The following is a 23,402-nucleotide window of genomic DNA, read 5'->3' on the forward strand; positions in this document are numbered from 1 at the left end:
CGGGCGATTGCCGATTTACCTATACGCCTGAAACATGGCGCGCAGCCAAGCGGTTGAAATCATGCAGGATTTGCAACCATTCTTCACGCTGCCCTGGCCAACAGGCGGTAGGCACGGCCGTCGAGAATGACAAGGCCGAAGCCGATCAGCGCCATGCCGGCGAGTTCGGCAAGGGTGAGCCGCTCGCCGAGGAAAAGCACGCCGAGAAGGATGGCGCTGGGTGGCACCAGCAGCGTGACGAGCGAGGCGTTGGTGGCGCCGGCCGCCGCCATGATCCGGAAATAGAGAATATAGGCGAAGGCGGTCGACACCAGCGCCAGCGCTAGTACGGCGACGACGATATCGAGCGACGGCCAGGGGAGCGTCCAGGGGCGATCGGCCAAGAGCGACAACGGCAAGGTGATCAACGAGGACGCCGTCAGCTGGCCGGCTGCGGTGACGGGGGCCGGAATAGTCTTGAACCGCTTGCCGTAGGTGGCTGCGAACCCATAGGAGACGGCGGCAAGTACCGGAAGCAGCAGCGCCCAGAGCGGCGCTTCGCCACTGGCCGACAGGCTGGGGCTGATCAACACGATCGTTCCGGCCAGGCCGACGAGGCAGCCGGCAATCTTGGCAGATGACAGCTTCTCGTCTGATGTGACGTAGTTGGCGATCAATACGGTCCAAATCGGCGTCGTCGCGTTCAGGATCGCCGCAAGTCCGGCGCCGATGCGGGTCTGGCCGAAGAAGATCAGAGCGTGCGGCAGCGCATTGTTGATGAGCCCGAGGATCAGGAATTCGCGCCAGCGGGCTTCCAGGATCGGATAGATGTCGAAACGGCCGGCGATGTAGATGTGCAGCGCAATCGCGGCCAGCAGCAGGCGCAGGAAGACGAGGGTCAACGGCGGGACATGCTGGACGGCGATGCTGGCAAAGAAGAAAGAGCCGCCCCAGATGAGACCGAGCAGGAGCAGTAGGCTCCAGGTCCAGGCATTCATTCTGTTGTCCATGTCGCCTTCCTCCATCCCCAGCCGCCGTCGCGTCGAAACCCGACCGCGGATCCTCACCATCAAGCTTTAACGCCGACGGCGCGCGGCGCCACCCGTTTCTTGCGAAGCGTGCGGCGCAGCGGCAGCGGCGATCAGAGAGCGTTGAGAAGCGCCGGCGTCGCCCAGCCGTCGGCCGGTATGCCGAGGCGCTGCTGTTCCTTCTGGATCGCGATACGCGTGCCGGAGCCGAGGATGCCGTCGATCTCGCCGACATCGTGGCCGAGCGACTGCAGCTTGGTCTGCAGCGTCTTCATCTGGTCGTTGGCAAGACCCTGTTCAGGCGTGCCCTTGAGATAGGTCGGGGCGCCGGAGAGCCGGGTCGCGAAATAGGCGGCCGACGTCGTATAGATGAACGACTTGTTCCATTCGAGATAGATCTTGAAATTCGGATAGGCGATGAACGCCGGTCCCATGCGGCCCTGCGGCAGCACAAGGTCGCCCTCGAGATCGCCGAAAGCAGTGTTGCCGTCGCGCGGCTTGACGCCGAGCGCGAACCACTCGCTGGCCTTCATCGTGCCGCCAAGGCCGGATTTCTCGAAGGGCAGATTGTCAGGCAGGGTGACTTCCTGCAGCCAGGGCTGTCCGCGCTCGAAGCCGAGGTGCTGGATGAATTTCGCCGCCGTCAGGACGGCGTCAGGGCTGCTCTGCTTCAGGCGGACATGGCCGTCGCCATCGCCGTCCATGCCGTAGGCGATGATGTCGCGCGGCAGCATCTGCACCTGGCCGATCTCGCCGGCCCAGGCGCCGGTGTTGGTGGCAGGGTCGAGGTCACCGTGCTGGACCATCTCGATGAGAGCGATCAGCTGCGGGCGGAAGAGCTCCGGGCGACGGCAATCGTGTGACAGCGTCACCAGCGCGTTGCGGGTGTTGAAGTCGCCCTGGACGGCGCCGAAATCGGTTTCCATCGCCCAGAAGGCGGTGATGACGCCGGAGGGAACGCCGAATTCCTGCTCGGCCCGGGCAAAGACGTCGGCATACTGTTTCATCTTCTGGCGGCCGATGTCGAGGCGGGCCTGGCTGACGGTACGCTGGGAAAATTCGAGGAAGGTCTGCTTGAAGACGCCCTGGGCGCGATCCCGGCTAAGCACCTTCTGGTCGATCTCGGCGCCGGCAAGCGCTTCGTCGGTTGCCGCGGCACTGGCGCCCGCGGCAACCGCATCGGCCTTGACGCCCTCAAGGAAGGCGGACAGATCGCCGCCGCAGGGCGCTGTCGAGGGGGCGGAGGCAGCAGGCGCCTGCTGGGCGGCCGCGCCGCCGGCGATAGTAAGGGCAAACAGGAGGGCGAGTGCAGAGCGGCTTGTGAGCGAGCGGTGCATGAATGCGGTCCTTATAGCAAAATAGCAAATGGATGCCGTCGCTTTCACAGAGGAATGTGACGGAAGCAAGAAAGATTGAAAGACGTTACTAAGAATTTCTATCCTTGGAAACGGTCGCGACCCAGTTGTTCCAGTTCTTTGCGCTGCCGGCAAAGACGTTGATGTCGGTCGGTCCCTTGATGCCGGGAATGACGCCGGTCGAGGTATATTGCCAGAAGGCCCAGCGGCGGTCGGAATAGGTCACCTCGGGATGTTTCGCCACCGAGCGGACCCAGAAATGATAATCTTGGAAATGGCCGGCAAGATTCTCGCGGTGGAAATCGACCGAGGTGTAGATGATCGGGCGCTTGCCGTAATAGGCTTCCAGCCGGTCCATGAAACGCTGCATTTCGGCGCGCACGGTTGTCGGGTCGGGGCGATAGCGGCAGGTCTTCGATTCGCCGTTCCATTCGACGTCGAGCACTGGTGGCAGGCGGATCGCCTCCTTCGGCACGTTGCTGATGAACCAGTCGGCCTGCTGATCGGCCGAAGAGCAGAAATAGTAGAAATGATAGGGAGCGTGCGGGATGCCGGCGGCGCGGGCCTCGCGCCAATATTCGTCGAATCGGGCATCGAGCCTGTCCTTGCCTTCCGTCGCCTTGATGAAGGCGAAGGCGACGCCCGAATTCTTCACGCTCGCCCAGTCGATATCGCCCTGCCATTTGGAGATGTCGATGCCGTGCACATCATTTTGATGCGGGTGCTTCGCGCCAAAATTCTGCGGATCGGTGTCCTTGAAGCGCGTTTTCGGGTTGACCGATGCCGTTTCGAGGTAGTCATAACCGGAGGAGGAGCAGCCGGCGAGCATGATGGCCAAGGGCACAACGCAAAACAAAAGCCGGCGCATGGGTATCCCGTCGTGAACCGAATGATCTCTTTGCCCCACAGCCTGACCTTCGAAAAAGACGAGTCCCGCAGAGGGAATAACCCTCTTTTCACCATATCAACGTAAAAAATCGGTTAGTTTCAAGCGAATTATGTGCGCTTGCTGATAATAGCCGCCCGCCAGGCATAACCGCCGCCGACGGTTTCGAACGACAATCGCGCATTGTGCTCCTCAGCCTGCGCTTCCAGAACCTCCCGCAGATCGGAGCGCGGGGTGACGTGGAATTTTGCAAGCCAGGACTGCAGCATGCGGCGGAACCAGCGCGGCAGACCTTCCTGCTGGCCGAAATCGACGATATGCAGCTGACCGCCGGGATTGAGCGCGGCGATCGACGCATCGACGGCGCGCTCCCAGTCCGGGATCATCGACAGAGCATAGGAGATCAGGATGCGGTCGAAACCGCTGACGCCGAATTCGCGCGGCGTGAAGGCCGTGGCGTCGGCGACGCGGAATTCCGGAATCGTCGCCTTGGTGGCGAAGGTCTTGCGGGCTGAAATCAGCATTTCCTGGGAAATGTCGAGGCCGAACAGCTTGGCGGTAGGGAAATGCCTGTGGGCGAAGGCCATGTTGCGACCGGTGCCGCAGCCGACTTCGAGCAGGGTGCCGCCTTCTGGCACGTCGAGATTGCGAATCGTGCTGTCGCGGCCGAGAAGGTAATATTTGCGCGTCAGGTCGTAGATATGGCGCTGGTAGCGGTACATGCCATCCATCAGGCTGGCATGTTCGTCGCTCATTCCCGTCGTCTCGGTGCCGACCTTGCTCACGCCTTCTTCCCGTAGATGTGGAAACCGCCATAGATCGCCGAGCGATCGAGCGCGGTCAGTTCGCGTGACTTCTCTTCGAAGTATTCCCATTGGTCGCGGATCGAAGGAGACAGGCGGCCTTCGATGATGCTCTTCTCGGCGGCGGTGCGGAAGATCACCCGGGCGCCGTCGCGCGCCGTGCGGGTGATTTCCCGCCAGACGTCGTTCAACTGCCCATCGGTCATCCAGTCCTGTGCGTCGAGCAGGATGTAGCGGTCGCGCGACGCGGCCGGCTCGCGGGCCAGAAGCTCGGTGAAGCTTGCGTGGTGAACGTTGACGCGGTCGACATTGGCGCGGATCACCTCATAGTGCTCCGGCTTCAGATAGGTCGGCAGCGGGCCTTCCTCTTCAGTGCCGTAGCGGCGGCCGAAGGCCTGCCAGGCGAAATAGTTGTCGCGCATCGGGAAATGACAGGCGAGCTTTTCCAGGCGGTGCTTCAGCACCGGCGCGATCGAATGATCGGCGGCAAGGCTTGCGAGTTCGTCATATTGCTGCGGCGGAATGCCGAGCCCGAAGAGCGAGCTCTTGCGGCCGGTGATCCAGCGCACGACCGGCCTTTCGAAAAGCGGCGCGATCTGCTCGTCGAAGAACTGGCGCTGCTCGCGGATCGAGCGGGTCTTGGTCATCTCGCGCAGCTTGACGCCGTGCAGGCGGGCAAGAAGGTGAGCTGCGCCGATGAAGCGGCCGAGCAGGCCGGTTTCATAGATGTTGCGGTCGAAGACGGTGACGCGGCGGCGGCCGAACTTGCGGCCGTTCCAGTAGCTGCGGGTCGCCTCGTCGAGCCTGGCGGCAAGATGCCGGTCGTAGGCGCGGCTGTTCGACTTTTCGTTCGGCATCGCCAGGAAGCGGACGAGGTCGGCATGATCCGGCAGATGCTTGAAGGCGGCAAGCTTCAGGCGGTTCAGCGCGATATGGTGCGGGTTGAGATCGACGACGTCGATCGAGGCCGGCGCCTTGGAGAGATAGGCGAGCATGTTGCAGCCGCCGGAGCCGATGGTGACGATGCGATGGTTGGGCTTCAGCTCCATCGCCTGCATGTCGAGATCCGGATCTTCCCAGATCTGTGGGTAGACGAGGCCGGAGAAGAGGAGGCCGAAGAGACGCTCGGAAAAACCTTCCTTCGAAAAAGCCTTGTGGCGGAGAAGGGCGTCCTTGAGTTTCCGGTTCTTGCGGAAGCCGGCATCCGGTGCAAATTCTGACATGAGTCTGTCACCTTTTTAGCGTTCAGGGCGTGTAGCGCGCCACTGCTACAGTTTGATGACGCGGGCTGTGGGCGCCGGTCCCGGGAGGCTCCGGCATCAATGAAGAGTGATCGGAATGGGGCGCCTTCTTCGCGCCGGCCCCTTTCCGACCGGCGCGATTCCTGCTTCTCTCCCGGCATGGAGGAATGCCATGCGATTTGTGCTGCGTGTCCTGAAGGCGCTTGCTCTCCTTGTGGTTCTCATCATCGCCGCCGGGACCGGCTGGCTCTTCGCCCGGCCGCCGGAGCTGTTGCGCGTCGGGGACGGCTACGCCGCCAAGATCGTCTGCTCGAATGTCTTCATTGCCGGCCGGGATGCCGACGATGTGCTGCATGACGACGTCCAGGCGCCGGGAAATCCACTGCTGAGGCTGGTGCGCGTCAGTGTCGAGCGCGACAGCGGCCGGGTGACGGCGCGCTTCATGGGGCTGTTCGCATCGAGTTATGCGCTCTATCGCGGCAGTCTCGGCTGCACCAGCGTGCCGGACGGCAATTTCGAGGCGGCGATTAACGCGGTGCCGTTCGATGCACCGGCCAAGATGCAGGCGAACGACGCGGTATGGCCGCAAGGCGAGAGCAGCGGCAATCAGCCGGACGGGAAGATCGCCGCGGTGCTGGCCGATTCCCGCTTTGCCGGCCCGGCGATGCGGGCGATCGTGGTCGTGCGCGACGGCCGTATCGTCGCCGAAGCCTATGGCCGCGGATTTTCGGCGAAGACGCCGCTGATCGGCTGGTCGATGACGAAGACGGTGAACGCAGCCATCCTCGGCCGCCTGATGCTCGACGGCAAGGTTTCCTTCGACGACGATCACTTGATGGCGCAATGGAAGGACGATCAGCGCTCCAGGATCAAGGTCTCCGACCTGCTCGGCATGGAGAGCGGCCTTGCCTTCAATGAGGATTATGGCAGCGTCGCCGATGTGACGCGTATGCTTTATCTCGATCCCGACATGGTATCGCTGCCGGCCAATGCGCCGATGGAGGCGGCACCCGGCCAGCGCTTCCGCTATTCGAGCGGCACGGCGGTGCTCTTGTCACGCATCTGGATGGACAAGGTCGGCAATGCGCAAGCAGCTTTTTCTTATCCGCATGACGCGCTCTTCTCCCCGCTCGGCATGAGCAGCGCCGTCTTCGAACTCGATGCGCGCGGCACCTTTGCCGGAAGCTCCTATCTCTACGCGACGGCGCATGACTGGGCCCGCTTCGGACAGTTCCTGCTGCAGGATGGCGTCTGGAATGGCCGGCGATTGCTGCCGGAGGGGTTCGTCGGCGCCATGCGCACGCCGACGGCAGCGTCGAACGGCCGCTATACGCAAGGCCAGGCGTGGCTTGCGCCCGGCAGCTCGAACGCCGCGTTCGGGCTGCCGGAGGATACGTTCTGGCTGTCGGGGCATGACGGGCAGAGCATGGCGATCGTGCCCTCCGCCAATCTGGTCGTCGTCCGGCTCGGCCTGACGCCGGGCTGGCTCGGCTATCAGCCGCAGGCGCTTCTCAAGGCGGTCCTGGAGACGTCGCCGCAAACGCGAGTGCCGCAACAGCAGGCCGGACCAGAGCGGCAGGTCGAGACGCAGCCATAGGCGGCAGCGTCGAATCCGTTTCTAGAGCCTTTCCTGGTTAGATTGAAGCATTCTGTTGGCTCAAACGGAGTCGGATGGTCGACCGGCCGGCGCGCGTCGTAGCCCAGCTCTACGGCCAAGCCGGCCGGTCGAGCAGGCGGCCCGTTTCAGCCAACCCTCCCGCAGATTTGCCTGGCAAATCTGCAAGACTTGGGAAGCGCCGGACGCACTGATCGCTTCGCCATGGCGAAGCGATGCGGCCGGTGGGCCGGGCATCTCTAGCCAGGATCAGAGGCGATCGGCTCGGACGTACCAAGGGGTATGCCCATCGCCAATCGCCTCTGCCCTGACGAAAACCTGCTCCGGCAGAATGCTTCAATCTAACCAGGAAAGGCTCTATTGTGGTTGTCAGTAATTGCCCTGGGCGATGTCGTTCATGCCCTTGCGCTTGGCGTCATAATAATAGCCCCGCGCATAGAGGCGGACGGCATCATCTTCCTTGTTGTCGGAAACGAGCCAGGCGCCACGCAGATATTTCGCGGCATATTTGATGTTGGTCTCGGCATCGAAGAGGCCGCCCGGCGCACCGGCATAGCCCATCGATTTGGCAGTATTGTACTTGATCTGCATAAGGCCGAAATAGCCGCGCTTGTTGTACGCCTTCGGATTGTAGCGGCTCTCGCGATGGACGATGCGGTGGAGCAGCGTCTCGGGAATCGCATAAATCTTCGAATATTTCTGGATGAGCTTGGTGACGAAACTCTTCTCGACGGTCGGCGCGTCGTCCTTATCGTCGTCGCTGAACATTGGGGGAGCCGTCGGGGGATCGATCGGACCGGATTCGTCGAAGCCGTAATCCATGCTGGAACGCGGCGTTGTGTCGACTGCCGCAAGTGCCGCAAGCGCATTGTTCTGCGGTGTCGCGGCAAAGGCAAGCTGCGTCGCCGGCTGTGCCGGGGTCACCGGACGCGGCGTCGGCACGACGGATTGGATCGCCGTCATCTCCGGCGTCAGGGGGATCTGCGCATAGGCCGCCGGCTGTATGCCCGCCTGCATGGTGAGATCGGCGGGCTGAGACGCGCCAACCGTCGGCATCGCCGTTGCGGTCAGAGAGGGCGACGTCTGCGTTTGCGGAAGCATGGCGCCTGCGGCGGCCTGGCCAGTTGCACCCTCGGCCGTCGGGATTGCGGCCAATGTGACGTCTTCGCCGGGCTTGGGTGTCGGCACCACGGTCTGAGCGGCTGTCAATTCGGCTTGAGAGGTGTATTCGACGCTCGTGCAGCCGGTCATCACGCCGCAGCAGAGCACCGTAGAAACGACAAGACTGCGTTTCAGGCCGGACAATCCGATCGCTACCATTCCGTCACTTTCGTGAAATCGCGCCGCCCAGCAGCGTTATAAAAGTTACTAAAAAGCTTAAACCCTGCCGACCCCATTAACGTATTCGTGGCATTCCGGCAACCACGGAAAATTTTTAGAGCCTTTCCCGGTCAGATTGCATCATTCTGTTGGCTCAAAGGGAGTCGGATGCGACCGGCCGGCTCGTATCAGCCAACCTTGCCGCAGATTTGCCTGGCAAATCTGCAACACTTGGGGATTGCCGGACGCACTGATTGCTTCGCCATGGCGAAGCGGTGCGGCCGGTGGTCAGGCATCTCTCGCCAGGATCAGAGGCGATCGGCTCGGACATACCAGGGGATGCCCATCGCCCATCGCCCATCGCCTCTGCCCTGACAAAAATCTGCTCCGACAGAATGATGCAGCCTGACCGGGAAAGGCTCTAAGCCGCAATACGGCGATAGCCGGCCGTTACGGCGCCCGCAGCGATCAGCAGGGTGCCGCCGGTGCGGTTTACGGCGCGCTGGACGCTCGCCTTGCGAATCAGTCCGCGCGCCCTATGGGCGAGGAATGCGTAGGTGGAAGCGTTGAGGATCGCCAGCACGAGGAAGGTCGCTTCCATGATCGCCATCTGCCCGAAGAAGGGGAGGGCCGGATTGAGAAACTGCGGCACGAAGGCGACAAAGAAGACGATGCTCTTTGGATTGAGGGCGGTGACGACGTAGGCGTGGAGGAAAATCCTGAGCGATCTTTCCTCCGGAAGATTGTCGTTGTCGGCAACCGGCTCACCGATGACAGGAGCCCGCCAGAGCTTGATTCCGAGCCATATCAAGTAGGCGCCGCCGATCCACTTGAGGACAGTGAAAAGAGTGGCAGAGGCGGCAAGGACGGCGCCGAGACCGAAGAGTGAAGCCGTCATCGCGGTGAAGTCACCGAGCGCCACGCCGCTCACCGTCGCAAACGCCATCCTGCGTCCATGGCCAAGCGCATATGAGACGACGAGCAGTATCGTCGGTCCCGGTATGGCCAGCATAATGGCGGATGCGGCTGCAAAAGCGAGCCAGGCTTCAAACGACATGGTGTCTCCTCCCATTCCTCAGGAACAAGCAAAGACACCTTATTAACCATCCGTCAATCATGCTTCTTTGTATTTCTGGCCTATATTGTCCATGACTTCGGCAAACCATGCCGTCGAAAGGTCAAAAGCCTTCCCGCCCTTGATGCGCGGGAATTCTATAGTGCGCAATTTACCATTCTGCGATTCATCATGGCCGGTGACGCCGGACACCTTATTGAGGGCGCTTTCGACGGCAAGATCGACCATGCTCTGGATCAGCCTGAGGTCGTCGCCGTTCGCCGGCGCCGACCGGGCGAAATAGCCCGATTTCTGCACGAGGGAACGCTCGGCGTTCAGGAGGCTGGCGAACTGCTTCTGGAACCATGCGCCGACGTTGATCGTGTCGATCTTCACATGGCCGAAGGCATCACGTTTGACGGTCTCGCCGGCGGCTTCGCGCTCGGCGACAATGGCGTCGAGGCAAGCGCCTTCCGACACGAAGACGGTGGCATGGCCGGTGCGATCCATGACCTCCTTCAGCCGGGCGGCCTCGGCATCGAGATCGAACGCCATTTCGGGCAGATAGACCGCGTCGATACCCTTCAGCTGCGCATCCATCATCAGACCGTCGACATATTGATTGCGGCTGGTGCGCTGGAGATAGGCGCGGGCGGTGGCGGCCGTCAGCCAACCACAATGGCGTCCCATGACCTCGTGGATGACGAGGGTGCGGGGGGCGGCGGTCTGCTCGTTGCCGACATTATCGAAGAAATGGGCGCCAACCTCGGCGGCCGTCCAGGCGCCCAGCGACTGGCGGATCGGCACGACATCGTTGTCGACGGTCTTCGGCAAGCCGACGACGGTCAGATCGTAACCGTTGGCGGCGAGGTAGGCCGCAAGGTCGGCGGCTGTCGTGTTGGTGTCGTCGCCGCCGATCGTGTGGAGAATGGTGATGCCGTCATCGGCAAGGCGTTCGGCGGCGACCCTCAGCGGGTTCTCGCCTTCCTTGACGAGGCCGCGCTTGACGCAGTCGGCGGCGTTGGTGAGCTTGACACGGCTGTTCCCGATCGGCGAGCCGCCATGGCGGTGCAGCAGTGGCGCCTTTTCACGCATCTGACGGGTGATCTCGATGCTGTCGCCGAGCAGCACGCCCTGGTAGCCGGACTTATAGGCGACGATATCGAGCTCGGGGGCAACGTCGCTGTAGCGTTCGATGAGGCCGCCGACAGCGGAGGAAAGACAGGGTGCGAGGCCTCCGGCGGTCAGCATTGCAACTTTCTGCTTGGCCATGATTCCTCCTATGGCGTTTCGATGCGGCGGCGCTGGCTAAGGCGCATCGCATCGAACTTCGTTTATGCGATGCGTTTGCCCGTTGTATGTGCATGCCGTGTCCCCGGTGCCGCCGTGGAGTTCCGGGGCGACATGCATCAGCGCATGGATGCGGCAGGGAAGGGGGCCTGTAAAGTAAAGAATTTGCGAAAAATGCAGCCTTTTTCCGCTTTGCGGCCGGAAGGGCTGATATAATCGTTTCAAGCCCGACACGCGGACCGAGAACTATTGTGGAAATTGCGGCGTCGCGTCGCGCGCCCGTCAGAACGGTGCGGCGGTGCGCGCCATTCCCTCAATCGAAAGGGGTGAATCGTTTGCTGCGGTGCGACAATTACCAAATCGTGAAAACTGTGTTCGCGCCTAGGACCAATCGTCGCCTTGCAAAGGCTACGATTCTTTGATCAAGCTGTTTGCTTATAAGTTGACAAGTACGCGAGATTTTCAATGTCCTTCTGGGAAAAACTGGTGAATGCCATTGGCAATACTGCGGGCAATGCGCTGTCCGCGGTGGTCGAGGCCATCCGCACGGTTTTCGAAGGCGATCCGGAGACACGGCGGAAGGTCGCTTTCTCGGTGGCGATCATCGCGCTTTCGGCGAAGATGGCCAAGGCCGACGGCATCGTCAGCGAGAGGGAGGTCGAGGCTTTCCGGGAAATCTTCGAGTTTCCGCAGGATCAAGCGAAGAACGTCGCCAGACTTTATAATCTCGCGCGTCAGGATGTCGCCGGCTATGAGGCCTATGCCGAACGTCTCTCCGCGCTCTGCATGACCTGTGCGGCCAATTGCACGGTGCTGGAAGACGTGCTCGATGGCCTCTTCCATATCGCCAAGGCCGACGGGCTGATTCATGAAAAGGAATTGAATTTCCTCAGTCACATCGGCGCGATCTTCCAGATGAGCGAGACCCGCTTCGAGCAAATCGCCGCCCGCCATGTCTCGTCCGGCGGCGATCCCTACAAGGTGCTCGGCGTGTCGCCCTCCGACGATTTTCCGACGATCCGCCGACGTTACCGCGGCCTCGTCAGCGAACATCATCCCGATCGACTGATCTCGCGCGGCGTGCCGAAGGAATTCCATGTGATTGCCAATGAGCGCATGGCGGCACTCAACGCAGCCTATGCGGCAATCGAGAAGGAACGCCGCGCCGCATGACCTCCTTCGAGGCGGATTACACGAGGGCTTGCGTGCGGCCGTCGCCCAATCACGGAGAGCGGGCCGACGGGCGTCGCCCGGATATGATCTTGCTGCACTATACCGGCATGCCGACGCCGGAGGGCGCGCTCGACTGGCTCTGTCGGGACGAAAGCCAGGTTTCCAGCCATTATTTCGTACATGAGAATGGCGAGGTGATCCAACTCGTGCCGGAGGGCAGGCGGGCGTGGCATGCCGGAAAGAGCAGCTGGCATGGCGAGAGCGACATCAATTCGCTGTCGATCGGCATTGAGATCGCCAATGCCGGCCATCCCGGCGGCCTTCCCGACTATCCGAAAGAGCAGATCGCGGCGGTGATCGAATTGTGTCGGGACTGTGTCAAACGTTGGTCGATCGCGCCGGAACGGGTGCTTGGGCATTCCGATGTCGCCCCGATTCGCAAGGTCGATCCGGGTGAAAAGTTCCCCTGGGCGGCGCTCCACCGGGCGGGCATCGGGCACTGGGTCGAGCCGGCAACGATCACCGGCGGACGCTTCTTCCAGCGTGGCGATGCCGGCCAACCCGTCGAAGCACTGCAGTCGATGCTGTCGCTCTATGGTTACGGCACTGAAATCACGGGGCAATTTTCGGAAAAAACGGCAGGCGACGTGGAAGCTTTCCAGCGGCATTTTCGGCCCGAACGGATAGATGGCATCGCCGATTTCTCGACGATCGACACGTTGCACCGGCTACTGTCGGCTTTGCCGCGTTATTCCTGATTCCTCGACAATTGCAGAAACGCCGAATATCGCACTGCAGCGCGAAATTCGGCCTGCCACATCATTTCCCTATTATCTCCTCATTGCGATGGTCTAAGAACCTCCGCCAAGCGGTACTCGGGGTTGTTTTCGAGTTAAACTGCGGGCGCTATGTGAAACGATAAGAATTGCCGCGAATCCAGATCGGTCATTGATCTGGTATTCATTATGACAGCGAGGCGCGCCGTCCGGAAATTCTTTGGGTCGGAGTGTTCAAGACTACATGAGAAAACTGATTGTTGTTGCTGCAACATGCGTTGGCATGGTGCTGGCCGGAAATAGCTTTGCCTTTGCGAATGATTGGGGTGTGCGAGCTGATGCGCCGGTGAAGAAAGTCGAGCGTCCTTCGAAGAAGACAGAGCGTCCATTGAAGAAAGCGGAGCGTTCGGTCAAGCCGGCGAAGCGTCCGCTCAAGACGGCGGAACGCACACTGAAGACGGTCGAGCGCCAGAGCGGTTATCCCGTCGCCAATGTTTCCGGCAATTCCTATTCCGCACTGATCAGCAAATATGCGAACCAATATAATGTACCGGTTGCGCTTGCGACCGCTGTCATCCGTATCGAAAGCAATTTCAATCCGAATGCGCGCGGCAGCCACGGTGAAATCGGCCTGATGCAGATAAAGCCTGCGACTGCCCGCATGATGGGCTATTCCGGCAGCGCCAAGGGCCTTTTCGATCCGGAAACCAACATCAAGTACGGCATGAAATATCTGGCTGCCGCCCATGATCTCGGTGGTGGCGAGACCTGCAACACCATCCTCAAATACAATGCCGGTCATGGCGCCACGCGCATGAACCCGGTGTCCAAGTCCTATTGCGGCAAGGTTCTCGCAATGCTCTGAGCCTGAAGCGCCTATCCCTGACAAGAGCCGGATGATTCAAGATGATTGCCATGGTATCGCTGGGATTTAGCGAGGTGGGATATGGCAGTCGATTTCAGGTTCATCATCATCGGACGCGGCATGATGGGTGCCGCGGCCGCCCGGCATCTCTCTTCAATGGCCGACGGTATTGCGCTGATCGGTCCGCGAGAGCCGGCTGAGCGCAAAGCTCATGATGGCGTCTTCGCCAGCCACTACGACGAGGCGCGTATTACACGGACGTTCGATGGCAATCTGGCCTGGGGAACCTTCGCCGACCGCGCGCTCGACCGCTACCGTGAGATCGAGGCAAGGAGCGGCATTTCCTTCTTTTCGGAAGTCGGCTGCCTCTTTGCAGCGCCTGACAAGAGCGAGCAGGACTATATCGATCGGGCGTTGACCGTCAGCCGGACGCTCGGCAGCGACATCGAGACCATCACATCGTCGGACCTTTCGCGGCGCTTTCCCTATCTTGCCGTCGATGCCGATTTCAGCGGCTATTTCGAACGCAAGCGCGCCGGCCATATCAATCCGCGGGCGCTCGTGCGCGCCCAGGCAATGCTCGCGGAACAGGGTGGCGTTGCGCTGATCGAGGCAACCGCGACATCCGTGCGCGACGCCGGTGCCCATGTCGAGGTGACGGTCGACGGAAGGCGCTATAGCGCCGAGAGGGTGCTGGTGGCGGCTGGCGGCTTCAGCAATTTCCATGCGCTGCTGCCGCGTCCCGTCGATACCAAGGTGATGGCGCGCACGGTCGTCTTCTATGAAATCGGTGAGCGCGAAATGGCGGTCTTCGGCGACATGCCGTCGACGATCGTGCTCGGCGGCCGGGAAGAGGATCACATTTATATTCTGCCGCCGGTGCGTTATCCCGACGGCAAAATCTATCTGAAGCTCGGCGGCGATACCGAGACGCTTTCCATCAATCGGCTGGAGGATGCCGGCGCGTGGTTCCGTTCCGACGGCAGCGCTGCCGAGCGCGATCATCTCTGCCGCATCGCCCTGCAACTAATGCCGGCGCTTGCCGGCTGCCCGGTGACATCAGGGCCGTGCGTGGCGAATTTCACGCCGACCGGTTATCCCTATGCCGGGTTTACGCAGTCGCCGCGCATCGCGGTGCTGACCGGCGGCAATTTCGTCGCCGCCAAATCCTCCGACGAACTTGGACGATTGGGCGCGGTGCTTCTGACCGAAGGGCGGCTTGGCGACACGGATTTCGGCGGCGAACTGACGCCGGTCTTTGCCTGAAAGGGAGCATCATGACAGTCGATTTCAAATATATCGTCGTCGGCCGCGGGTTGATGGGAGCGGCAGCCGCGCGGCATCTGGCGCGCCAAGTGGATGGCGTGGCGGTGATCGGCCCGGACGAGCCGGCCGACCGCAAGGCGCATCAGGGCGTCTTCGCCAGCCATTACGACGAGGGACGCATCACCCGTACCATCGATCCCAACGGCAACTGGGCTCTGCTCGCCAACCGCTCGATCGGCCGTTATGGCGAGATCGCTCGCGACAGCGGCATCGATTTTTATCGCGAGGTCGGCTGCGTCGTCGCCGCGCCCGGTGGAAGCGAATACCTCGAGGAGACGCGACAGGCCGCCGTTTCGCTCAGCGTCGAAACCAGCTTTCTCGACCGGGCGGGGCTGAAGGCCGCCTTTCCTTTCTTTGCCTTTCCCGATGACTGCGCCGGGGTTTTCGAGGCGAGGGGCGCCGGACATATCAGCCCGCGCAAGCTGGTCAAGGCGCAGTCGCTGCTGGCGGAAAAGGCGGGTGCCGCCGTCATCCGCGACCATGCCGTTTCCATCCGCGAGGAGGGCGGGTCGGCTGTCGTCAGAACTGCCGGTGGCCTGACCTATCGCGCCGAAAAGCTGCTGCTCGCCGCGGGCGGATTTTCCATTGCGGAGAATCTGTTGCCGCGTCCCCTTGCAATGACCGTTTATGGCCGGACGGTCACGCTTTTCGAGGTGAGCGAGGCCGATGCCGAGCGTCTTGCGGCCATGCCGTCGCTCATTCTCGATATGCCCGGCATCCATATCTATCTGCTGCCGCCGATCCGTTATCCCGACGGCAAATTCTATCTGAAGATCGGCGGTGATCCGGACGATCTGGTGCTCGGCGACGAGGCGGAAATGCGCGCCTGGTTCAGAACGGAGGGGCGCGAAACCGTGCGGACGCATCTTGAGCGCATCGCTGCCCAGCTGGTGCCCGATCTGGCGCCGATTTCGATTTCGACGGCCGCCTGCGTGGTGTCCTATACGGAAAGCGGCTACCCGATGATCGGCTACACCTCGTCGCCTGCCATTGCTGTGTTGGCGGGTTGTGCCGGCACGTCGGCCAAGAGTTCGGACGAAATCGGACGGCTCGGGGCGGAGCTGCTTTTGTCAGGCAGGATCAGCCAGCAGGGTTATTCCACGGATTTCACACCGCAATTTTCCTAAGCCTATCATTTTTGATGGCAATTGCGCGCTCTCTCGTTTATGGGAGCCCTGCCAGTTGGCCGGGCAGCCGCGCTTTACCAATGCCGAAAGGCGGTAGGGTGAGGAAAGTCCGGGCTCCACGGAGACACGGTGCCGGATAACGTCCGGCGAGGGCGACCTCAGGGAAAGTGCCACAGAAAGCAAACCGCCTGTCATGACAGGTAAGGGTGAAAGGGTGGGGTAAGAGCCCACCGCATTTCCGGCAACGGATATGGCACGGTAAACCCCACCGGGAGCAAGACCGAATAGGGATGACGCGGCGGTCCGAAAGGCCTTCCGGCCGGTTTCCAGGCCAGTCATCCGGGTGGGTTGCGCGAGGCAGCGTGCGAACGCTGTCCCAGAGGAATGGCTGCCACGTTCCGGTTCACGCCGGAGCCATACAGAACCCGGCTTACAGGCCAACTGGCGATTAACTTTCGTGGCGCGAAAATCTCCGATTTGACGAATCACCTCCAGGTAAGCCGCTGAAATCGACAGTTTTCAAGCGAATGCTCATGCAATCCTCTGCGCGAAAATTGTTTTTGCGATAGCGCCGTCGCGCGTCTCTTGCGGGAGGGTGATCCTAACCCTTTGTTAAACTTAACGGCTTATAAATTTTTGATCATGCGTCTGTTGCAAAGCAGGCGCATCCCATTGACGCCCATATGGTCCCATGCTATCCCAAACTCGCACTGCACCAGGGCAATCACCTGCCCATTCATCGCAAAGCAAAGGCGTCTTCCTCTCCGGAAGCGTCGGAGGGGTTTTTACTCATCCGGCTTGCGAAGCTGTGCCTGATATCGGGAGTTTCGGGCGTCTTTTGGTCCGGATCCCTGCGGGAACGGATGTTTCGTGTGATGAGCCGCTTCCTTTCGAATGCGACCAACAGGATCGATGCCAAGGGCAGGGTTTCCGTGCCTTCGGCGTTTCGTTCCGTGCTGGCGCAGCGCAATGTCCAGGAGCTTTATTGCTTTCAGGACTTTGTGTTTCCGGCGATCAGCGTCGGCGGTCCGGATCTTCTCGAAAGATTCGAACGGCAGATTGCTGCGGAGGATCCGTTTTCGCCGGATGCGAACGAGATGTCGCTTCTGATTCACGGAGGCGGGGTCTTCATGCGGCTCGATGCCGAGGGGCGGCTGATGGTCACGGATTTCATCCGCGGCTTCACCGGTATCTCGGACGAAGTGACCTTCGTCGGTCGGGCGGATCATTTTCAGCTCTGGCAGCCGCAGGCTTTTATGGCTGCGCAGGCGCAGGCACGAGGGGAGCGCAAGCTGGCGGGCAAGCGTTCCTGAAAGAGCGAGGGAACGGAATGGCGGCGAATCCTGGCGGAGGTTCAACTGATGCCGGTGGCGGACCGGTTCGTCACATTCCGGTTCTTCTCGACGAGGTTCTCGCCGCGCTGGCGCCGGCGCCCGGCAAGCTCATCCTCGACGGTACGTTCGGTGCAGGCGGCTACACCTCGGCCATTCTTGCCGCCGGCGCCGAGGTGATTGCGCTCGACCGCGATCCGACGGCGATTGCGGCGGGCCAGGCGATGGTTGCCGCCCATGGCGGCCGTCTCAAGCTCGTTCATTCACAGTTCTCGCATCTGGCCGATCATGCGCCGAAAGGCGGCCTCGACGGCGTCGTGCTCGATATCGGCGTTTCCTCGATGCAGATCGACGAGGCCGAGCGCGGCTTCTCCTTTCAGAAGAGCGGACCGCTCGACATGCGCATGTCGGCGACAGGTGTTTCTGCCGCCGATGTGGTCAACCGCGCCAAGGTCGCCGATCTCATCCGCATTTTCCATTTTCTCGGCGAGGAGAGCCAGGCGCCGCGCATCGCGCATGCGATCGAGAAGCGCCGCGCGGAAAAACCATTTGAGACGACACGTGATCTCGCCGGCCTCGTCGAACTGGTCACGCCGCGCAAGATGAAAGACAAAATCCATCCGGCGACGCGCGTCTTTCAGGCACTTCGCATCTTCGTCAATGATGAGCTCGCCGAACTCGCGCAGGCATTGTTTGCGGCGGAAACGGTGTTGAAGCCCGGTGGGCGGCTCGTCGTCGTCACCTTCCATTCGCTCGAAGACCGCATCGTCAAGAAGTTCTTTTCCGACCGCGCCGGCAAGGCGTCGGGTTCGCGGCACCTGCCGGCCGCACATGAGCGGGCGGCAACCTTTGCGGCTGTGGGCAAGTCGATGGTTTCGGCAAGCGAGGCGGAGGCTGAGGCCAATCCGCGCGCCCGCTCGGCCAAGCTGCGCGCCGGCCGAAGAACGGACGCCGCCGCCGAGGCTGCGGATATGTCGCTCTTCGGTTTTCCCAATCTTGCCAGCCTTGGAAAGCTTGGAGGTTGATATGCTGAAAACGTTCGATCTCGTGCTCATCGGCGTCATGACGGCAACTGCCGCCGTCACCTACACGATTAAGCATCGCGCCGAATTGAAGCTCGAGGAGGTTCATCGCCTCGAAGCCGAGATCAAGCTCGAGGAGGACACGATCGACCTTCTCAAGGCCGACTGGGCGCTGCAATCTCAGCCGAACCGTCTGGAGCGGCTGGTCAAGGCCTATGAGGGCGAACTGCAGCTTCAGCCGACGGATTCGACGGCGCTGGTGCATGCCAAGGAATTGCCGATGTTGAAATCCGAGGTTCCCGTGCCTGACGTGACGGAGGCCAAAGCCGGCGCCAAAGGCGCGACCGAGGCCAGCGCCAAAGGCGCGACCGTGGCCAGCGCCAAGGGCGTGCCGGGCGCCGTCAAGGCCCAGCCGGTTCCAATGCCCGCGCCGCGCGGCGAGGCAGGGGATGATGCAGACCAGATCGAAACGGGGTCGGTGGAATAATGTCGTTTCTTTCCCGCATCATGGTCTTGAAGAGCCAGGCGCATTTCTCCGCCGGAGTCTATAACCGGTTCGGTGGTCCGTCCCCCGCCGGACTGGCGATCGAGGGGTCGCGCAAGAAGAAATCAGGACAGGCAAAAAGCCGCGTCGGCCTGCTGATCCTCGGCTTCATGGGCGTCTACGTCATCATCGGCGGCCGTCTCGTCGAATATGCGATGAAGGATCAGGAGGTCGTCTCCAGCATCCTGCCGCCCGATCGGCTGATGGCGTCGCGTCCCGACATTCTCGACCGCAACGGCGAAGTTCTGGCGACCGACATCCGCACCGTCTCGCTGTTTGCCGAACCCAACAAGATCGTCGATCCCGACGAGGCGGTCGAGAAGCTTGCGACGGTTCTGCCCGAGCTCGACGTTCGGGATACCTATAAAAAGCTCTCGGTCAAAACCTCGCATTTCGCCTGGCTGCGCCGGCAGCTGACGCCGAAGCAGCAGAGCCAGATCCTGGCGCTTGGCATTCCCGGCATCGGCTTCCGGCCGGAGAAGCGCCGCTTCTATCCGGGCGGCCCGACCGCCGCGCATATCCTCGGTTACGTCAACATCGATAACCGCGGCGTTGCCGGCATGGAGAAGTTCATCGACGATCAGGGGCTTGCCGATCTCGCCTCGGTCGGCATGACCAGCGACCAGCCGCTCGAGCCGGTGCGGCTTTCGATCGACCTGCGCGTGCAGAACATCGTCCGGGATGCGGTCGTCAACGCCGTCAACAATTTTCAGGCCAAGGGTGCGGGTGCAGCTGTCATCGACGTGCATACCGGAGAAGTGCTGGGCATGGCATCGGCGCCGGATTTTGATCCGAACGATCCGCAGGAAGGGGCCAAGGAGGGTTGGCTCAACCGGATGACCAACGGCACCTTCGAAATGGGCTCGACCTTCAAGACCTTTTCGCTGGCGATGGCGCTCGACAGCGGCAAGGTGAAGATGACCGACAGTTTCGATGCCAGCAAGTCGATCTATATCGGCGGCTTCACCATCCACGATTTTCACGGGCAGCGCCGCTGGCTGACCGTGCCTGAGATTTTCCAGTATTCGTCGAATATCGGCACGGCGCGCGTCATCGACATCGTCGGCATCGATTCGCAGAAGGACTATCTGACCAAGCTCGGCCTGTTGACGAAAATGCAGACCGAATTGCCGGAAGTGAAGATGCCGAGCCAGCCGCGCGTCTGGAAGAAGATCAATTCGATCACGATTTCCTTCGGTCACGGGGTTTCGACGACGGCGCTGCAGACGGGGGTGGCGGCGGCTGCTCTCGTCAACGGCGGCAAGCTGATCGAGCCGACATTCCTGCCGCGCACGCGCGAACAGGCCGATCAGATCGCCACGCAGGTCCTCAAGAAGTCGACCAGCGACGCGGTCCGCTATCTCCTTGATTTCAACGGCTACAAGGGCTCGGGGCGCGTGGCCCGTGTGCCCGGTTTTGCCGTCGGCAGCAAGACCGGCACGGCCGACAAGGTGGTGAACGGGCGTTATTCCTCGACGCTGAACTTCAATTCCTTCATTGCCGCCTTCCCGATCGACAATCCCCAATATGCCGTGATCACCTTCTGCGACGAGCCGAAGACCGGCGAGAAACAATATGGCGGAACGCTCTCCGCCGGTACGGCCGGTCCGATTGCCCGTGATATCATCCGCCGCGCGGCGCCCATCCTCGGCATCGAGCCGAAATTCGGGGACGGCGGATCGGCCTTGCTGGTGTCTTATTGAGCGTGAATGAATATCGGCGCCGATTCGCGAGGGGCGGACCGGCTTCAAGAGGGAAAAGTGCATTCGATGAAATTGCGAGACTTGGCCGGAGATCAGTTTCCGGAACTTGAAGCACAGCTCGAAGGCCCGGCAGGCCTGCTTGATATTTCAGGCCTGTCTTCGGACAGCCGTCATGTGGCGCCGGGCAACGCCTTCGTTGCTGTCGCCGGCACAAAGGCGGACGGCGCGGGCTTCATCGTCGATGCCGCCGGCCGAGGCGCTGCCGTCGCGATCGCCTCCCAGCCGGTCGATGCTTCCATTCCGGTGCTTGCGGTCAAGGAGCCGCGTCGCTTCCTTTCGATCGCCGCCGCGCGGTTCTACGGCAGGCAGCCCGAGACCATGGTCGCCGTCACCGGCACGGCGGGCAAGACCTCCGTCGCCTCGTTCACCCGTCAGATCTGGGCGCATGCAGGCCATGCGGCCGCGATGATCGGCACGACGGGCGTGGTTTCGCCGACGCGCAACGAATATGGCGCGCTGACGACGCCGGATCCTGTGTCGTTGCACAAGCTTCTGGCTGAACTTGCCGACGACGGCGTCACGCATGCGTCGATGGAGGCTTCCAGCCACGGTCTCGACCAGAGCCGGCTCGACGGCGTGAAGCTTGCCGCCGCCGCCTTCACCAATCTCGGCCGCGACCATATGGATTATCATCCGACCGTCGAGGCCTATATGGCCGCCAAGATGCGGCTTTTCGATAGGCTGCTGCCGAAGGGTGCGCCGGCGGTGATCTTCGCCGACGATCCCTGGTCGCGCCAAGCGGTCAAGGCCGCTGCCGATGCCGGTCACGATGTGCGCACCGTCGGGCGCAAGGGCGATTATCTCACGCTCAAGCGCGTCGAGCATTTCCGTCACAAGCAGATGGCCGAGATCCATATCGGCGACGAGATCTTCGAGGTGGACATTCCGCTGGCCGGCGATTTCCAGGTCGCCAATGCACTGGTCGCCGCAGGCCTTGCCATGTCGACGGGCGTCGAGCCGAAAGTTGCGATGGCCGCGCTCGAGAAACTCGTCGGTGCGTCCGGCCGCCTCGAGCTCGTCGGCCATACCAAGGACGGCGCGCTCGCCTATGTCGATTATGCCCATAAGCCGGATGCACTGGAAAACGTGTTGAACTCGGTCCGGCCCTTCACGACCGGCCGCGTCGTCGTCGTCTTCGGTTGCGGCGGCGACCGCGACCGCGGCAAGCGGCCGATCATGGGCGAAATCGCCTGCCGTCTTGCCGATGTCGTCATTGTTACCGACGACAATCCCCGTTCGGAGGAGCCGGCCGCGATCCGGGCGGAGATCATGGCAGCCGCGCCTTGCGCCTCGGAAATCGCCGACCGCGCCACCGCCATCCGCGAGGCGGTCGCCATGCTGACATCGGGCGATACGCTGATCGTTGCCGGCAAGGGACATGAGGAAGGACAGACGATAGGCGCCGTCACTTTGCCGTTCTCCGATCATGCGGAGGTGCGCAAGGCGTTGGAGGAACTGAAATCGTGAGCTGGCTCTGGACAACCGATGACATGATCGCAGCGATGGCAGGGCGCCCTTTCGGCACGCTGCCGGAAGGCATCACCGGCATCTCCATCGACAGCCGATCGATCTCATCAGGCGAAGCCTTCTTCGCGATCAAGGGTGACCGCGTCGACGGTCACGACTACGCGTCGATGGCGATGGCGAACGGCGCCTCCCTGCTTGTTGTCAGCGAGGCGAGGCTCCCCGCCATGGGCCGCCTGACGGTGCCGATGATCGTCGTGGAAGACGTGCTCGCGGCCCTTGGCAAGCTTGGCCTTGCCTCGCGCGAGCGTTCGAAGGCCCGGATCATCGCGGTGACGGGATCGGTCGGCAAGACCACCACCAAGGAAATGCTGCGGCAGGTGCTGTCGCCTTCCGGCAAGGTGCACGCGTCTGTTGCCTCGTTCAACAACCATTGGGGCGTTCCCCTGACGCTGGCGCGCATGCCTGGCGACACCGACTACGGCGTCTTCGAAGTCGGCATGAACCATCCGGGCGAGATCCGGCCGCTGGTGGCGATGATCCGCCCCGATGTCGCCGTGATCACGACGATCGCACCGGCCCATCTCGGAAATTTCAAGAGCATCAAGGAGATCGCCGCCGCCAAGGCGGAGATTTTCGAGGGGCTCGAACCCGGCGGTCATGTCGTGCTCAACCGCGATAACGACCAGTTCAATTTCCTCGATCGCACGGCGCAATCGCTCGGCATCGAGCATATTCATTCCTTCGGCCAGCATGCCAAGGCCGAATTTCGCCTGGCAGAATTCAACGGTGCGGACGAGAACTCGACGCTGTGGCTGACGATCGGCGGCGAGACGCTGGAGGTCGCGCTCGGCGCGCCAGGCCGCCACATTGCCGAGAATGCGCTGGCAGCGCTCGGCGTCGTCAGCATCGTCGGCGCCGACATGGGCAAGGCAATCGAAGCGCTTGCGACGCTGAAGCCGGAAAAGGGCAGGGGCAAGCGTCACCGGCTGTCGATCGGCGGCGGCAACGGCAGCTTCACGCTGATCGACGAGAGCTACAATGCCAATCCGGCCTCGATGCGGGCGGCGATCGCGTTGCTGGCGGCCGCCGAGCCGACCGGCCGCGGCCGCCGCATCGCCGTGCTCGGCGACATGCTCGAGATGGGCGAATATGCTGAGAAGGTCCATGCCGATCTCGCCGGACCGCTGCTTGCTGCCGGCATCGAACATGTCTGGCTTGCCGGCGCCGACATGGCTGCGCTCAAGGAATCGTTGCCGGAAAGCGTCCATGTCGAATACCGGGAAAAGACGGACGAATTGACGGACTACGTGTTGAACTCGGTCGTCCCGGGCGACGTGTTGATGGTGAAATCGTCTCTGGGCATCGGTTTCGGCAAGATCGTCGCCGCGCTTCTTGACAAGTTCCCGGCATTTGCCGACACGCAACGCGAACTTTGAT

20 protein-coding genes and 1 other RNA gene are annotated in these 23,402 nt (G+C 61.9%); 13 read left to right on the forward strand and 8 right to left on the reverse strand.

The features are described from left to right. Positions 1-83 precede the first annotated feature (83 nt). The 5 genes from CO671_RS04675 to CO671_RS04695 form a co-directional block, all read right to left on the reverse strand. Positions 84-989, reverse strand: a complete 906-nt coding sequence (locus CO671_RS04675) for a DMT family transporter (RefSeq protein ID WP_097605075.1) — start codon at positions 987-989, stop codon at positions 84-86. Positions 990-1,120: 131 nt separating this feature from the next. Next, entirely contained in the window at positions 1,121-2,344 is a 1,224-nt protein-coding gene (locus tag CO671_RS04680; protein WP_097604865.1) for a lytic murein transglycosylase, read from the reverse strand. Between the two features lie 88 nt (positions 2,345-2,432). Then, positions 2,433-3,230 carry a GH25 family lysozyme gene (locus CO671_RS04685; RefSeq protein WP_097604867.1) on the reverse strand — a complete coding sequence of 266 codons (798 nt, stop codon included), beginning with the start codon at positions 3,228-3,230 and terminating at the stop codon, positions 2,433-2,435. A 128-nt stretch (positions 3,231-3,358) separates the two neighbouring features. Next, a complete protein-coding gene (locus CO671_RS04690; protein ID WP_097604870.1) occupies positions 3,359-4,033 on the reverse strand; it encodes a class I SAM-dependent methyltransferase in 675 nt (224 codons plus the stop codon). Continuing rightward, positions 4,030-5,274: a DUF3419 family protein gene (locus CO671_RS04695; RefSeq protein WP_097604872.1), complete on the reverse strand. Its 1,245-nt coding sequence runs from the start codon at positions 5,272-5,274 to the stop codon at positions 4,030-4,032. The genes CO671_RS04690 and CO671_RS04695 overlap by 4 nt, the downstream gene beginning before the upstream one ends. 190 nt (positions 5,275-5,464) lie before the next feature. On the opposite strand from CO671_RS04695, the gene CO671_RS04700 reads away from it, so the two are divergent. Continuing rightward, complete coding sequence (locus CO671_RS04700) at positions 5,465-6,889, forward strand: serine hydrolase (protein ID WP_097604874.1); 1,425 nt, start codon at positions 5,465-5,467, stop codon at positions 6,887-6,889. Positions 6,890-7,276: 387 nt separating this feature from the next. Here the strand turns inward: CO671_RS04700 and CO671_RS04710 are convergent, their stop codons facing one another. The 3 genes from CO671_RS04710 to CO671_RS04720 form a co-directional block, all read right to left on the reverse strand. Further along, on the reverse strand, positions 7,277-8,227 hold the full coding sequence (locus CO671_RS04710) for a transglycosylase SLT domain-containing protein (RefSeq protein ID WP_097604877.1): 951 nt from the start codon (positions 8,225-8,227) through the stop codon (positions 7,277-7,279). A 421-nt stretch (positions 8,228-8,648) separates the two neighbouring features. Beyond that, on the reverse strand, positions 8,649-9,284 hold the full coding sequence (locus CO671_RS04715; RefSeq protein ID WP_097604880.1) for a LysE family translocator: 636 nt from the start codon (positions 9,282-9,284) through the stop codon (positions 8,649-8,651). A 57-nt stretch (positions 9,285-9,341) separates the two neighbouring features. Beyond that, on the reverse strand, positions 9,342-10,553 hold the full coding sequence (locus CO671_RS04720) for a pyrophosphate--fructose-6-phosphate 1-phosphotransferase (protein WP_097604883.1): 1,212 nt from the start codon (positions 10,551-10,553) through the stop codon (positions 9,342-9,344). Positions 10,554-11,036: 483 nt separating this feature from the next. Between CO671_RS04720 and CO671_RS04725 the strand changes: the two genes are divergently transcribed. From CO671_RS04725 to CO671_RS04780, 12 genes are all read left to right on the forward strand, one after another. Beyond that, on the forward strand, positions 11,037-11,744 hold the full coding sequence (locus CO671_RS04725; RefSeq protein ID WP_097604886.1) for a DnaJ family molecular chaperone: 708 nt from the start codon (positions 11,037-11,039) through the stop codon (positions 11,742-11,744). Then, on the forward strand, positions 11,741-12,502 hold the full coding sequence (locus CO671_RS04730; protein ID WP_097604888.1) for an N-acetylmuramoyl-L-alanine amidase: 762 nt from the start codon (positions 11,741-11,743) through the stop codon (positions 12,500-12,502). The genes CO671_RS04725 and CO671_RS04730 overlap by 4 nt, the downstream gene beginning before the upstream one ends. 262 nt (positions 12,503-12,764) lie before the next feature. Further along, positions 12,765-13,385 (forward strand): lytic transglycosylase domain-containing protein, encoded by a 621-nt coding sequence (locus tag CO671_RS04735; RefSeq protein ID WP_064818640.1) that lies wholly within the window; start codon positions 12,765-12,767, stop codon positions 13,383-13,385. A gap of 81 nt (positions 13,386-13,466) precedes the next feature. Next, positions 13,467-14,651, forward strand: coding sequence for an FAD-binding oxidoreductase (locus CO671_RS04740; RefSeq protein WP_097604891.1), 1,185 nt, complete (start codon positions 13,467-13,469; stop codon positions 14,649-14,651). 11 nt (positions 14,652-14,662) lie between these two features. Then, entirely contained in the window at positions 14,663-15,838 is a 1,176-nt protein-coding gene (locus tag CO671_RS04745) for an FAD-dependent oxidoreductase (protein ID WP_097604893.1), read from the forward strand. 51 nt (positions 15,839-15,889) lie between these two features. Continuing rightward, an RNA gene (gene rnpB / locus CO671_RS04750) (RNase P RNA component class A) lies at positions 15,890-16,287 on the forward strand. 426 nt (positions 16,288-16,713) lie between these two features. Next, positions 16,714-17,151: a division/cell wall cluster transcriptional repressor MraZ gene (gene mraZ / locus CO671_RS04755; RefSeq protein ID WP_064682764.1), complete on the forward strand. Its 438-nt coding sequence runs from the start codon at positions 16,714-16,716 to the stop codon at positions 17,149-17,151. A gap of 17 nt (positions 17,152-17,168) precedes the next feature. Continuing rightward, positions 17,169-18,194: a 16S rRNA (cytosine(1402)-N(4))-methyltransferase RsmH gene (gene rsmH, locus CO671_RS04760; protein ID WP_097604896.1), complete on the forward strand. Its 1,026-nt coding sequence runs from the start codon at positions 17,169-17,171 to the stop codon at positions 18,192-18,194. Position 18,195: 1 nt separating this feature from the next. Then, positions 18,196-18,678 (forward strand): hypothetical protein, encoded by a 483-nt coding sequence (locus tag CO671_RS04765; RefSeq protein ID WP_097604899.1) that lies wholly within the window; start codon positions 18,196-18,198, stop codon positions 18,676-18,678. Next, complete coding sequence (locus tag CO671_RS04770) at positions 18,678-20,438, forward strand: penicillin-binding protein 2 (protein ID WP_097604902.1); 1,761 nt, start codon at positions 18,678-18,680, stop codon at positions 20,436-20,438. The genes CO671_RS04765 and CO671_RS04770 overlap by 1 nt, the downstream gene beginning before the upstream one ends. Positions 20,439-20,444: 6 nt before the next feature. Next, complete coding sequence (locus CO671_RS04775; protein WP_170964924.1) at positions 20,445-21,965, forward strand: UDP-N-acetylmuramoyl-L-alanyl-D-glutamate--2,6-diaminopimelate ligase; 1,521 nt, start codon at positions 20,445-20,447, stop codon at positions 21,963-21,965. After that, positions 21,962-23,401 (forward strand): UDP-N-acetylmuramoylalanyl-D-glutamyl-2,6-diaminopimelate--D-alanyl-D-alanine ligase, encoded by a 1,440-nt coding sequence (locus CO671_RS04780; RefSeq protein ID WP_097604907.1) that lies wholly within the window; start codon positions 21,962-21,964, stop codon positions 23,399-23,401. The genes CO671_RS04775 and CO671_RS04780 overlap by 4 nt, the downstream gene beginning before the upstream one ends. Position 23,402: the final 1 nt, after the last annotated feature.

Source organism: Rhizobium sp. M10, assembly GCF_002531955.1.
GTDB classification, from domain to species: domain Bacteria; phylum Pseudomonadota; class Alphaproteobacteria; order Rhizobiales; family Rhizobiaceae; genus Rhizobium; species Rhizobium etli_C.

Excerpts from the sequence above, each read along its gene's own strand:
- CO671_RS04735 (WP_064818640.1), top strand. The coding sequence starts at position 12,765 with ATGAGAAAACTGATTGTTGTTGCTGCAACATGCGTTGGCATGGTGCTG.
- CO671_RS04715 (WP_097604880.1), bottom strand. The coding sequence starts at position 9,284 with ATGTCGTTTGAAGCCTGGCTCGCTTTTGCAGCCGCATCCGCCATTATG.
- CO671_RS04680 (WP_097604865.1), bottom strand. The coding sequence starts at position 2,344 with ATGCACCGCTCGCTCACAAGCCGCTCTGCACTCGCCCTCCTGTTTGCC.
- CO671_RS04740 (WP_097604891.1), top strand. The coding sequence starts at position 13,467 with ATGGCAGTCGATTTCAGGTTCATCATCATCGGACGCGGCATGATGGGT.
- CO671_RS04730 (WP_097604888.1), top strand. The coding sequence starts at position 11,741 with ATGACCTCCTTCGAGGCGGATTACACGAGGGCTTGCGTGCGGCCGTCG.
- CO671_RS04700 (WP_097604874.1), top strand. The coding sequence starts at position 5,465 with ATGCGATTTGTGCTGCGTGTCCTGAAGGCGCTTGCTCTCCTTGTGGTT.
- CO671_RS04775 (WP_170964924.1), top strand. The coding sequence starts at position 20,445 with ATGAATATCGGCGCCGATTCGCGAGGGGCGGACCGGCTTCAAGAGGGA.
- CO671_RS04695 (WP_097604872.1), bottom strand. The coding sequence starts at position 5,274 with ATGTCAGAATTTGCACCGGATGCCGGCTTCCGCAAGAACCGGAAACTC.
- CO671_RS04675 (WP_097605075.1), bottom strand. The coding sequence starts at position 989 with ATGGACAACAGAATGAATGCCTGGACCTGGAGCCTACTGCTCCTGCTC.
- CO671_RS04720 (WP_097604883.1), bottom strand. The coding sequence starts at position 10,553 with ATGGCCAAGCAGAAAGTTGCAATGCTGACCGCCGGAGGCCTCGCACCC.
- CO671_RS04710 (WP_097604877.1), bottom strand. The coding sequence starts at position 8,227 with ATGGTAGCGATCGGATTGTCCGGCCTGAAACGCAGTCTTGTCGTTTCT.
- CO671_RS04765 (WP_097604899.1), top strand. The coding sequence starts at position 18,196 with ATGCTGAAAACGTTCGATCTCGTGCTCATCGGCGTCATGACGGCAACT.
- CO671_RS04725 (WP_097604886.1), top strand. The coding sequence starts at position 11,037 with ATGTCCTTCTGGGAAAAACTGGTGAATGCCATTGGCAATACTGCGGGC.
- CO671_RS04745 (WP_097604893.1), top strand. The coding sequence starts at position 14,663 with ATGACAGTCGATTTCAAATATATCGTCGTCGGCCGCGGGTTGATGGGA.
- mraZ (WP_064682764.1), top strand. The coding sequence starts at position 16,714 with ATGAGCCGCTTCCTTTCGAATGCGACCAACAGGATCGATGCCAAGGGC.
- rsmH (WP_097604896.1), top strand. The coding sequence starts at position 17,169 with ATGGCGGCGAATCCTGGCGGAGGTTCAACTGATGCCGGTGGCGGACCG.
- CO671_RS04685 (WP_097604867.1), bottom strand. The coding sequence starts at position 3,230 with ATGCGCCGGCTTTTGTTTTGCGTTGTGCCCTTGGCCATCATGCTCGCC.
- CO671_RS04770 (WP_097604902.1), top strand. The coding sequence starts at position 18,678 with ATGTCGTTTCTTTCCCGCATCATGGTCTTGAAGAGCCAGGCGCATTTC.